Origin of the sequence: Methylocystis sp. (assembly GCF_051061285.1) — a bacterium.
Taxonomy (GTDB): Bacteria; Pseudomonadota; Alphaproteobacteria; order Rhizobiales; family Beijerinckiaceae; genus Methylocystis.
Genome location: NZ_JBPFEA010000013.1, coordinates 1 through 11,840 on the forward strand (window position 1 = coordinate 1; position 11,840 = coordinate 11,840).

An 11,840-nucleotide genomic window follows, 5' to 3' on the forward strand; every position below is an offset into this window, starting at 1 on the left:
CGGCCGCCAGCCCCGGCGGTTCTGTTCCCCGAGCGCCCAGCTGCGCAACCCCAGCCAGCTGCGCCGGGCGCGTTGCCGCTGGTCCAAATGCCACTCTTAAACTAACATTCGAACCGGATCACCCCATGGGGGCCGACCACCTTAGATTTAGCGCGCGGCTAAGGTCAGCTTCCTGGCGCTTTGCGGCCTCTGCGCGAACTGTAGAATTTAGCGCATTGAGGTCACCGCATGTCGTCGCATGAAGCGCTTCCCAACCGAACGAAGGGTTATCAGTGATTCCCTGGACCCTGCTCGACACAGCGCCGATACCCGGCAGCGAGGGCGAACTCCGCCTCAAGCGTCGCGGCGCAGAATTTTCGATCACGTTGGGCAATATCGAACTGATGAACAGTCGCCTCAGTGGCTCGGAGGAGGCGCTCGCCACGCTCTCTTGCGAGAGGATTCAGGCGCGCCCGCAGCCGCGTGTTCTGATTGGCGGGCTGGGGATGGGCTTCACTCTGCGCGCCGCGCTCACTGTCCTCGGCGCGAAAGCGCGGGTCGTTGTCGCCGAACTCCTTCCGGCGGTCGTAGCCTGGGCGCGCGGTCCGATGGCGGAAGTCTTCGGCGCCAGCCTGACGGATTCGCGCGTCAGCATCGAGGAAGGGGACGTTGGGCGCCTGATCCGGTCTGGCCGCTCGACTTATGACGCAATCCTTCTCGATGTCGATAATGGGCCCGAGGGCCTGACTCGCGAAGCCAATGACAAACTTTACGATATTGAAGGATTGAGGGCGGCCCGCGAGGCGTTGCGCGGTGGTGGGGTGTTGGCCGTCTGGTCATCGGGGCCGGATCGGAATTTCACATCGCGCCTTCGCAAAGCCGGGTTCCGTGTGGATGAAGTCAAGGTGCGCGCCAACGGCCAACGTGGTGGCGCCCGGCACGTCATCTGGATCGCGACACGTCTCGATTCGACACCTCAGATGCAACAGAAAGCCAGTCCCAATTGAAACCGAAATCGACAGCGCCCCGGCCTTTTTTCTGGTGGGAAGGCGACAACTCGAGCCGATCGAAGATCGGCCAGCCAATCCACTCGGCGACATGCTCATCGCGCTCGAGCGCGGTTCAGCTCGGCGCGAGCAAGATTTTCGCTAATCTCCCACGGTCGATGAATAGTTGATCGCTCAACTTCTCCCGAAGAGCCGCGATCCATACCGCATTAGCGCGTGGCGTGAAATGCACCCCGTCGTCGCTCATCTCTGCGCGGCGCACGCCATTGAGCGAGACATGCGGATTGAGGTCCAACACCTCGATGCCTCGCTCTCGGCAAAGCTCCGCCATCATTGCGTTCGCTGCATCAATGCGCGGCGCTGCCTCTCTCTGGGCGATGTAAGGCATCAAGGTGAAGATCGCGGAAGCGCCCGGATCGAGGACTTGCAGCACGCCGCGGAAATCGCGTTCGATGTCCCGGATCGAAGCGGCGGCGCCGAAAAGATCGTTCAGACCTCCGTCGATGATGAATCGCCGCGCGCGATTTCGTTGCGCACGCTCCAACTGCCCCGCAATATCCGCGAGCCGCGCGCCCCCCTTGGCGAGGTTTATCACCTCGAAGGGGCGACACGACAGCGTGCGGAATGGGCAGCCGGCCGCGAGACTATCGCCGACGACGGCGATGCTGGCGACGGCGGGCCCTAGAGCGACCGCCGCCAGTACTGGCGCGATCGCGCCGAGGAAAAGGCGTCGCGAGGGAGCGGCGATATACGATCTCATACAAATCCTTGTCGCAAGGATGCATCGCTCGCGACGATAGGCATCGATCTCCTCGCCAAGTATCACCGGTATCCAAGCTGGCAAGATGAGGCCGGAATATGGCGGAGGGGGTGGAGGTGGAGGAGGCGCTTCGGTTGAGCGAGCGGCGTCGTGTGGCATGCCACGATCTCTTGTGTCGCCTGGGGGGACGCAGGCCTGAGATTTCGTTGCGCTGACCTAGCCTCGTAGAAGACTGCTTCAAACTGGAAGATGCCCCTCGACACGCTTCCCGGTAGACCTCCAACGAGAGGTAATTTGCATGGCGCATGTGGCGCCGATCGTTGCGGTCTAATCGAGGCGGCCGGGTTGCGGCTCGCGACCACCAAGAGTCTCCGGCCAGACGAGTGAGGGCCGCAGGCGCTAAGCGTGGACTTCGTGGAGCCCGACGACTGAACGAACTATTCCACCGATCGGCGACAAAGATCTAATCGCGCGGCAAGGTTATCGCGTAGGCGCGCCAATCGCCGAATTCGGAAATGTCTTTGTAGTGGCCTTCGGCGATAGCGCGCGGAATCAGAATGCCATCGACGGTGCCGCCGTCCGCAAGTTTGACCGGACCGCGGTAGAGGTGAGGCGGCTCGCCGGCCTCAACGCGTGCGCACAGCTCATCGCTCATGCGGTAGATCTCTCCTGCGATCGCGACGCCGCCGGTCTCCACCTCGAACATGCCGGGATGGTCATCGTCGATGGAATAGAGCCGGTAGACCGGCGCGGTGCGAAAGGCGCCGACGAACTCGGCGCCGTCCAAGTTATGATGCAATGCAAGTCCACGCATCAGCGTGCCGTTTACGAACAAATCCATGGTCACAATCTTCAGCCTGTGTTGTTGCCGGCTCCACGCCGTTGGAGGCCTCTCACCGTGTGGTGATGCTTGAGCGCCCGGCAGGGCCGGCGCGATGTCGCTGCTAGAGTTTCTCCAGCAGCGCCTTGGAGTTGGCGACGGCGCCAAAGACGCCGCCTTGCATCTTGACCATCTTGAGCGCTGCGAGATGATTGCCATGATCTGTGGCAGCGCAGCAGTCCTCGAGCAACAGGCACTCGAAGCCGCGGTCGTTGCCTTCGCGCATCGTGGTATGGACGCACACGTCGGTGGTGACACCGGAGAGAATGATATTGGCGATGCCGCGCAGGCGTAGCATCAGCTCGAAGTCAGTGGCACAGAAGGTTCCCTTGCCAGGCTTGTCGATGATCGACTCGCCATCCCTCGGGGTGAGCTCGGGGATGATGTTCCAGCCAGGCTCGCCGCGCACCAGAATACGACCCATGGGACCCTTGTCGCCGATGCCGATGCCGATGCGTTCGGAGCGCCATTTCTTGTTGGCGGGAAGATCGTTGAGATCGGGCCTGTGCCCTTCGCGAGTATGGAAGACATGATAGCCCTTGTCGCGCATCGCGGCGAGGACGCTTTGAATGGGCTCGATCGGTGCGCGCGTGAGCGCCAGATCGTAACCCATGCTGTCGACGTAGCCGCCCTTGGCGCAGAAATCCATCTGCATGTCGATAATCACGAACGCGGTATTCTGCGGCCGCAAGTCGCCGTTGTAGGGCCACGGATATGGTTCCGATACGATCGTCGTCATGGCAAGCATCCTCTAGCGGATATATTCACTCGATGTTCGACAGGCGCCGCATCCCATTAGGACTTTACGAACCTGACGGGCTTCTCGTAGATCAGAAGCGCCACGCAACCGCCGGTGCTGCCCGGAGAGTGGCGGGTGCCGGGTGGGTTAACAACGAAGGTGCCGGCTGGGTATGTGCCGTGCTCGTCGAACTGGTCGCCGTCGATGACGAACATGTGCTCGTAGCCGACGTGCTCGTGCTCGGCGACGCGCGCACCGGGCTCGTAGCGCAGCAGCATCGCTGAGGGCCCAGCACGAAAGTCTCCGTACAACCAGCGTGCGGTCACGCCCGGACGGAACGGCTCCCAGCCTTCGGTATGACGCAGCTTGGTCGCGTATTCCATAAGAGCGGGCAGGATGATCGAAGCGAACTGTTCGGACATGGATCACTCTCCTCGATCGTTATGCGAAGGTTGTGTGGAAGGTTCCGCCGCTGCAACACATGCGGGCTTATCATCGAAGCCGTGGTCTCCGATCCAGCCCAAGGCGAGCATGAGCCAGGTGGTGAGCACGAAAGGTGCGGAAACCGCGGGCAGGCCGATGGCCGTGATGGCAGGCATCAAAATTGTCGCGGCGAGAGCGCCCAGAATGGCGAGCCGTAGCTGACCGCCGCAAATGGCGAACACCGCCACGGCAGTGAGGACCCCGTTGAACCCATAGAGGCCGAGGTTGGCGCTTCCGGGATCGACTTGGTGATAATAGTAGGACACGAGCGTGCCGATGACGGCGCCGATCAACGCGACCAAGCCGTGGCGCCAGTTGCTCAACAGCACGCCGGCGAGATACAGCAAACCCGACCAGATCGTGGGGGCGAACAAGGCCGCGCCGAGGCTATGCAGCACTGCGGTGAGCGGGTGAAGCGTCGTGTCGGGGCTAGTCCCTGAGGCGATCCGCTGCAAGACGTCGATCTCAGGAGCGAGTGCATAGAGCCCCCAGAACACGACTAAAAACGGAAACGCCAGAGTGGGAAACGGCAGGATCGCAACGCTCACCCGCACCAGCACGATTGTGATCGCGACGCACACGACGAGCATGCCCCACATGCCGAGATTGGACCAACCAGTGTTGAAGAAGGCCGGAAGCGATAGGGCCATCAGACAGGGATTGAGGCCGGGAAGCCCGGTCGCCAGAACTGGTCCGCGTTCACCCATCAGCATGCGGCCGGCCGGCGCCATGATGCCGGCCACGAGGAGATAGGCGGCGGCGATTGGGGAAGCGACGAGTACGGCCACCAGAAAGAACACTCCTGTCAGCTCGTTACTCTGAAAGCAAAGTTGCGAGCTGCCCCGAAGCACGAGCCGCCAGAAAGGCATCCCTCCTGTCGTCACCGGCGGAAAAATGTAGTCGACGGGAGCCCTCATCGGCGCGCTTAGCCCTCCGCTCACCGGCTGTGGATCAGCATGGCGGAACTCATCACACCGGCGACTGCTCTTTGGCCAGCATGCTCAGGATCGCATCCGACTTGCAGGTCCAGCCGACGATGCCACCTTGGGCCACCACCGATTTGAGAGTCGCCTCCTTGAACTCGGGGAAATAGCTGTCGGTGCCGTCCTCTACGAGGATGCAGTCGTAGCCGCGGTCGTTGGCGCAGCGCATGGTTGTCTGCACGCAAACCTCGGTCGTCACGCCCGTGATGACGAGGCTGCTGATCTTGCGCCGCGTCAGATACTCGTCGAAGTCGGTGCGGTAGAAGGTGTCCTTGCCGGGCTTCGCGATAACGTGCTCGTACTCCCTGGGCTCGTTCTCGGCGATGAACTCGGTGCCGGGCTCGCCGTCGATCAAAATGCGCCCCATTGGGCCGAAATCGCCGATCTTCTGCTTCGGGTTGCCGCGGTTGAGCTTGGCGGTCGGAAGGTCGGAGAGATCCGGCTGGTGACATTCCTTGGTATGGATGATCGGGAGCTTGCAGCGGCGGAAAGCCGCTTGCAGCTTCGCTATGACCGGGATGCAAGGCTGGACGTTCTTGAGGTTGTTGCCCAGGGACTCGGCAAAGCCGCCCGGCAGAAGGAAGTCACGCTGCATGTCGATGCAGACGAGCGCGATGTGGTCGAAGTCGAACTGAAAGGGGAAAGGCTTTGCGTCGATGAACGGCATGGTTCGCGGCCCCGTAGCCCATTGAAAGAAGATGGGTCGGGCCGTGTGCACCCGGACCTCGCGACGACGCTACTCTATCGAATTATAGATCACGTTTCGGAAAGGCGGACAATGCGAACGGCTCGGGAAGTCCGGATGAGAGGGATTTTCGCGGACGGGGCCGGTGGAAGTGACGGCGCAGGCTACGATCTCCCTCACATGGAACGGGGTGGCGAAGGAGAATGTCCAGGGCGAGGATCTGGCGCTCGATTTTGACGGCAGCACCACTGGAACGATGCCGGTTGAAGGACCTGACGGCGTCATCACCCAGCTTGTCAGTCCGCCCCTGAAGGCAAAGCAATCTTAACAAAGTTCCTATTGAACTAACGGCGACGCCTTCTCATCCTGCCTCGGGAGACAGTCGTACGCGATGAAGGCCTTCGGCTCCCAGTCGCATCCGATCATGACCTGGAGCCGCCGGCGCTTTCTCGTCGGGAGCTCTGCCGCGGGCATTTCGCTTGCCCTGGTTCCACTGGCGGCGCACGCCTCGTTTGATGCCGACGAGACCATGCCGACGGCGCCGGGCTGGTCGGGCAACGGATTGGGGCCTCCAAGATACCGTGTCGACGGCTGCGCCAAGGTCACCGGCGCCAAGCTCTACGCCAGGGATTTTCGCGCCGCGGACATGGACGGTTGGCCGGGCGAGACCGACCACGCCATGCTGTTGATGGCTTCCGACGCAACGCACCGTTTCGTCGGCCTAGATCTGTCGATGCTCGACCCGGACCTGAAACCCGACCGGGTGGTGACCGCGGAGGACTTAGCGGCGGCCGGAATCCGGGCCAAAGGCTACTTCACGGAAAACCTGATGTGCCCGCAAGGCCAAACGCCGAGCTATCTCGGCCAGCCGGTCGCATTGCTCATCTTCCATTCCCTGGACAAGTTCGTCACGGCCCGGCAAATGCTGCGCGGGGCGAAAGGGACAATCATTTTCGGGAAGGAAACCGGCGCCGTTGCCAGGCCGCCCTACGGCGCGAACCGCTTCACCCGCATCGGCGGCACCACGCCGTCCGCCCCGGATGTGTATTCACCCGCTAAGGATGGCTGGGTCGTGCCGCCGCGTTTCCGTCGCGGGCACTACCCTTCCTGGCCGGAGGCCGACGCGAGCGCCACGCGCCGCGCGGAAGACTATGGCCGCCACATTCGCACACTCCTCGCTGGCGGACGGGCGGGGCGATTGTTCAAACAGCAGTTCCAGACCCAGTCGGCCGATCACTTCTTCATGGAGCCCGAAAGCGGTCTTGCCTGGCACGATGCCGGCAACGATCGGCTGTCGCTGGTGCTCGGCGTGCAGGCGCCGGCAGACACGCTGCATGCGATCGCCGACATCTTGTCCGACGCCAAAGCGCCCTACGCCATCAAGGACCTGGAAGGGCATTTCCCTTATTTGGGCGGCGCGTTCGGCGGCAAGGACATGCCGCAGCTGCCGAACTACGTGGCGCTGGCGGGCCTGTTCGCCGACGGGCGGCCGGTGCGGCTTGCGCTCGATCGCTTCGAGCAATTTCAACTCGGCATGAAACGCCACGCTGTCACGATCGACAGCCAGCTGGGGATCGATCGAAAGACCGGAGCATTCACGGCATTCGCCTGCGATCTGTCGCTCAACGGCGGCGGCACCGCGAACTACTCCGCCAGCGTTGCCGACGTCGCGGCGATATCGTCGGCGTCCATGTACTACGTACCCAAGAGCGACATCACCACCATTGCCAAGCACTCGCGCGGCGTGACGGCGGGCTCAATGCGCGGCTATGGCGGGCTGCAGTCGATCACGGCGATGGAATGCCTCATCGACGACGTTGCAGCCCAGCTCAACATGGATCCGATCGAGCTCAGGCGAAAGAACGCCATGCGCACCGGCTATCGCAACCTGACGGGAGCGAAGCCGGTGGTCACGCTCCGCAGCGAGGAGCTGTTGGACCGGCTCGAGCAAGCGCCGCTGTGGTCTAAGCGCGTGGAAGATCGGCGCGCGTTCGAGGCCGCGCATCCTGCCAAGGCCTACGGCGTGGGCGTTGCCTGCGCCATGTTCAAGTACGGCACGGGCCAGGACGGCGCGCTGGCGGCCGTGTCATTCGATGCCGACGGGCGCATAGAGGTCGCGGCCAGCACTATCGAGATGGGCACCGGCGTCTCCACCGCCGTCGCGGTGCGTGTTGCTGATCACCTCGGACGCAGCGCCGATCGGGTCACCCTCGATTCGACCGGGCCGATGTGGAGGCCGTTGGCTCTCGTGACGTCCGGCGATCCGCTGACAATGAGTCAGCAAAATCAGGATGCGGCGGCGGCGAACCCGCGTTGGGTCCCGGTGATTACCAGCCGCGCCAGCGCATCGATCGGCGCGCCCGTGGCGACCCAAGCCGTGGCTGAGGCCGCGTATGCTCTCCTGCGTTACAGCCTGTGGCCCGCAGCGCGAGCGATCTGGGAAGCCGGCGACAACGTGACCTTCGACGATCTGAAGTGGATCGACGGCAAGCTCACCGCGGAGGGCAAGGAGCCGTTGTCCTTCGCCCGGCTGGCGGAGCGTTGTCACTCTTCGGGCCAGACGACCGGCGTCATGGTTCACGCCTTCAGTCGCTGGCAGTGGGCCAAGGCCGAATTCGCCATGGAAAGCGATATTTGGAATGGCGCCATCGACGCCCTGGCGTTGCGGCGCGGCGGCGATTGGCAGGTGCAGAACCGCCTCAAGGTGGACTTTCCGCCGGCGTCGACGGAACGACTGGGCGAGACTTACGCATCGATTTGCGCAGCGGTCGTGGCGCTGTCCGTCGACCGTACAAATGGTGCGATCAAAGTTCTGCGCGTGCACGAGGTGCTGGATTGCGGCAGAGCCATCGTGCCCGAGCTGGTGGCTGGTATGGCGCAGGGCGGCATCGCGATGGGACTGGGTCACGCGCTTACCGAGTACCTGCCTTTGTATGAGGATGGTCCGGGCAACGGCACCTGGAACGTCAACCGGTACGATGTCGTGCGAGCGAGAGACGTTCCTCTATGGGATATGACTCTTGAAACCCTGGCGCCGGTCAAAACCGATGACACACCGCGAGGGATAGCGGAGATCGTCATGGTGCCGGTCATTCCGGCAACGCTGAATGCGATCCATGACGCAACAGGCAAGCGCTTCACCAAGCTACCGGTGACCGCTGATGATGTCCTGAAGGTCGAGTGATATGGATACGGTGCAAATCTCCGTAACCGTCAACGGGCGCCAAACCGGCCCACATACAATTCCAGCCAGCCTGGCGATGATCGATTTCCTGCACGAATATCTTGGTCTGACCGGGACGAAGTTCGGCTGTGGCGTCGGCGTCTGTCATGCTTGCGTGGTGATCGTTGACGAGCCCGACGGAACGAGCCGAGCCATGCGGACCTGCATCAACGGCGCCGCGGACTTCTCCGGAAAACGGGTGAGGACGGTCGAGTGGCACGCGAAGCAGGATCGTCTTTCCGACGTCCAGCAGGCATTCGTCGATCATTTCGCCTTCCAGTGCGGCTACTGCACCTCCGGCTATGTCAACGCAGCGACGTGTCTGCTGGAGGATCTTGCCCGCAATCCCGTTTCCAGGACTGCGGTGGAGGAGCGGATCGAGACCTCGCTCGGCGATCATCTCTGCCGATGCACCGGTTATGTCCGCTACTATGAGGCGGTGCGCGATCTGATCCTCGCTGATCCGCAGTTGACGAAGAGATAGGCCGTGTGGCGCTGGAGTGCTCGACTGGCGGCTGTGCTTCTGATCGCGGTCGCGGCCTACGGCATCTTCGTTGCACTGTGCGGCGTTCCCTCCGTCGCCAATCACCCGCTGTCGCGTGACTCGGCGACGATCGCGTCCGGCAAATATCTGGCGGCGGCCGGCGACTGTGCGTCCTGCCATACCGCTAAAGGCGGCGAGGCCTTCGCCGGCGGGCGGCCTCTGGCGACACCGTTCGGCACGATCTATTCGGCGAACATCACACCGGATCTGAAAACCGGTATCGGAGATCTGAGCTCGGCTCAGTTCTACCAACTCATGGCCTATGGCGCGGACAGCCTGCTTGCTCCGCTTTATCCGGCGATGCCCTACACGTCCTTTCACAACCTCACGCGCGAGGACAGCGACGCCCTGTTTGCCTATTTCATGAGTGTGCCCGCCGTGGAGAGGCCGGTCACGCCGAACGAGATGTCGTTTCCCTTCAACATTCGCCCGCTGATGTTCGGCTGGGATTTTCTGTTTGCCAGCCGCAGACCGTTCAAGAAGAACCCAGATAAGGACGCGGCCTGGAACCGTGGCGCCTATCTGGTCGAGGGTCTTGGTCACTGCGGCGAGTGTCACACGCCGCGTAATGTGCTCGGCGCCATGGAGGGGAACAGGGCCCTGGACGGCGCGGTCATCGGCGCGTTTAAGGCGCCGGATATAACCGCAGCCGCGCTGGCGAAACGCGGCTGGAACCGCGAGGATCTCGTCCTCTACTTCGAAACCGGGGCGAGCCCGCAGGGGTCCGCGTTCGGAGACATGTTTCTGGCGGTCAAGAAATCGCTGCGCCTGCTGACCGACGACGATCGGATGGCGATCGCCACGTTTTTGATGGATGTCGACGCGAGCGCAACGAGCAAGGGAGAGGCCGCGGTGGCGGCGCTTGGCGAGAAAGCGCATGAAAACCGGTCCGGACAGACGCTTTTTCTGTCCTACTGCTCACTCTGCCACGGACCCGACGGGCAGGGCGTCCAATCGACAATGCCGCGGCTTGCCGGAAACGCGACGCTTGCCGAGCCCGACGGCGTCAATCTGATCGAAGTCATGGCGTACGGCATCGATCCGGACAGGATGTCCTTGACGCGCGGTTATGGGCCGATGCCGGCGTTTCGGAACCGGCTGTCGGCTGCCCAAATGGCCGATCTTGCCAACTACGTGCGGTCGGTTTTCGCGGTCAACGGCAACGCCCTTCCGGTTCTCAGCGTGGAGGATGTCGATAAGATCCTGCAATGAGAACGAAATCCTTACGGTCTGCTCCCCGAGGGCTGGATTGTCGTTCGCTAGCGATTTCCGAATGTCCGTTCTTGGCCCTGAGCCGAAGTCTCCGCATGCTGCGGAACCGACGCGAGTTGGGTAGAAGCGGTCGTCGTCAACTCTGATCATCAGGAGATCAGACTCGCCGCTTTCATCATTCGTTTGAAGGTGGGGCCATAACAGCGCTTACGCAAACCTCAATCGATCGGAAAATAAAAGGCGTTTCTTGGACCTTCTGGCGGCCGATGAATCTGTTGATACCAGATCCCCGACCCATCGCTTCTAATTTGCTTCTAGAGCGCTCCCCAGTTGATGTGAATCGGTCTGATTTTGGGATTCCCATCGGGCTGGGAATGCGGGAGTCTGCGTATGGCTCTGATTTGGGAGGCGCAGCATGTCTCGCGGCTATTCCTTTGATCTGCGTGAGCGTGCGATTGCGTTGATCGAGGGCGGGATGTCGCGACGGGCCGCGGCCCGGCAATTGATGATTTCGCCTTCGTCCTCGATCAAGTAGTTTCAGCGGCTTGCAGCGACCGGCAGTTTCGCGGAAAAGCCGGGCAAGAAGGCGCGCCCCTCGCCGCTGGACGACCATGCGGACTGGTTATTGGCTTTGGTCGCCGGCGAACCGGATCTGACGCTGGCCGAGATCGAAGCTCGACTTCTGGAAGAGCGCCAGTTCAAGACGACGGACAGCTCGATTGCGCGATTTTTTCAACGCCATGACGTGACCTATAAAAAAAACGCTTCATGCCAGCGAGCAGCATCGGGAAGACGTCGTCAAGGCGCGCGACGACTGGAAAAAGATGCAGCCGACGCTTGATCAAAAGCGGCTGGTTTTTGTCGACGAAACCGGCACGAACACGCAGATGACGCGGTTGCGCGGCCGCTGCGCGAAAGGCAAGCGGCTTGTCGATTATGCGCCCCATGGCCACTGGAAAACGACGACCTTCGTGGCCGGCCTGCGCAGCGACGCCATCACGGCTCCGCTCGTCGTCGATCGCCCGATGAATGGCGTGATCTTTCTGGCGTGGCTGGAGCAGCAGCTCTCGCCGACACTGGCCGAGGGCGATGTCGTCATCATGGACAATCTACCGGCCCACAAGGTTGCCGGCGTGCGGGCCATCATCGAAAAGGCCGGCGCCTGATTGCTTTATCTGCCGCCCTATTCGCCCGATCTCAACCCGATCGAAATGATGTTCGCCAAGCTCAAAGCCTTGCTACGAAAGGCCAAGGAGAGAACCATCGACAAATTATGGGACCGCATCGGCGCCCTGCTCGACGAGTTCTCCTCAAAGGAATGCGCAAATTACTTCGCTCACGACGG

General features: G+C 62.1%; 11 protein-coding genes and 1 pseudogene. 6 read left to right on the forward strand and 6 right to left on the reverse strand.

Going from position 1 to position 11,840, the window contains the following annotated elements; all coding sequences use genetic code 11:
• Positions 1-272: 272 nt before the first annotated feature.
• A complete protein-coding gene (locus tag ACR65T_RS05025; RefSeq protein WP_434495459.1) occupies positions 273-986 on the forward strand; it encodes a spermidine synthase in 714 nt (237 codons plus the stop codon).
• A 115-nt stretch (positions 987-1,101) separates the two neighbouring features.
• Here ACR65T_RS05025 and ACR65T_RS05030 read toward each other — a convergent pair whose 3' ends face one another.
• The 6 genes from ACR65T_RS05030 to ACR65T_RS05055 all read right to left on the reverse strand — a co-directional run bounded on the left by ACR65T_RS05030 (position 1,102) and on the right by ACR65T_RS05055 (position 5,498).
• Positions 1,102-1,746, reverse strand: coding sequence for an SGNH/GDSL hydrolase family protein (locus ACR65T_RS05030; RefSeq protein WP_434495460.1), 645 nt, complete (start codon positions 1,744-1,746; stop codon positions 1,102-1,104).
• 463 nt (positions 1,747-2,209) lie between these two features.
• Positions 2,210-2,587: an allophanate hydrolase-related protein gene (locus tag ACR65T_RS05035; protein ID WP_434495461.1), complete on the reverse strand. Its 378-nt coding sequence runs from the start codon at positions 2,585-2,587 to the stop codon at positions 2,210-2,212.
• A gap of 103 nt (positions 2,588-2,690) precedes the next feature.
• A complete protein-coding gene (gene biuH / locus ACR65T_RS05040) occupies positions 2,691-3,365 on the reverse strand; it encodes a biuret amidohydrolase (protein ID WP_434495462.1) in 675 nt (224 codons plus the stop codon).
• A gap of 56 nt (positions 3,366-3,421) precedes the next feature.
• Complete coding sequence (locus ACR65T_RS05045; RefSeq protein WP_434495463.1) at positions 3,422-3,787, reverse strand: cupin domain-containing protein; 366 nt, start codon at positions 3,785-3,787, stop codon at positions 3,422-3,424.
• 3 nt (positions 3,788-3,790) lie between these two features.
• Positions 3,791-4,765: an urea transporter gene (locus ACR65T_RS05050; protein WP_434495464.1), complete on the reverse strand. Its 975-nt coding sequence runs from the start codon at positions 4,763-4,765 to the stop codon at positions 3,791-3,793.
• Between the two features lie 52 nt (positions 4,766-4,817).
• Complete coding sequence (locus ACR65T_RS05055) at positions 4,818-5,498, reverse strand: cysteine hydrolase family protein (RefSeq protein WP_434495465.1); 681 nt, start codon at positions 5,496-5,498, stop codon at positions 4,818-4,820.
• Between the two features lie 169 nt (positions 5,499-5,667).
• Here ACR65T_RS05055 and ACR65T_RS05060 point away from each other — a divergent pair, with 169 nt between their 5' ends.
• The 5 genes and pseudogenes from ACR65T_RS05060 to ACR65T_RS05080 all read left to right on the forward strand — a co-directional run.
• A complete protein-coding gene (locus ACR65T_RS05060; RefSeq protein WP_434495466.1) occupies positions 5,668-5,844 on the forward strand; it encodes a hypothetical protein in 177 nt (58 codons plus the stop codon).
• Between the two features lie 63 nt (positions 5,845-5,907).
• Positions 5,908-8,700 carry a xanthine dehydrogenase family protein molybdopterin-binding subunit gene (locus ACR65T_RS05065; RefSeq protein ID WP_434495467.1) on the forward strand — a complete coding sequence of 931 codons (2,793 nt, stop codon included), beginning with the start codon at positions 5,908-5,910 and terminating at the stop codon, positions 8,698-8,700.
• A gap of 1 nt (position 8,701) precedes the next feature.
• Entirely contained in the window at positions 8,702-9,223 is a 522-nt protein-coding gene (locus tag ACR65T_RS05070) for a (2Fe-2S)-binding protein (RefSeq protein ID WP_434495468.1), read from the forward strand.
• 3 nt (positions 9,224-9,226) lie between these two features.
• Positions 9,227-10,495 (forward strand): cytochrome c, encoded by a 1,269-nt coding sequence (locus tag ACR65T_RS05075; RefSeq protein WP_434495469.1) that lies wholly within the window; start codon positions 9,227-9,229, stop codon positions 10,493-10,495.
• A gap of 415 nt (positions 10,496-10,910) precedes the next feature.
• Positions 10,911-11,840: pseudogene (locus ACR65T_RS05080) on the forward strand (IS630 family transposase); the annotation flags it as partial.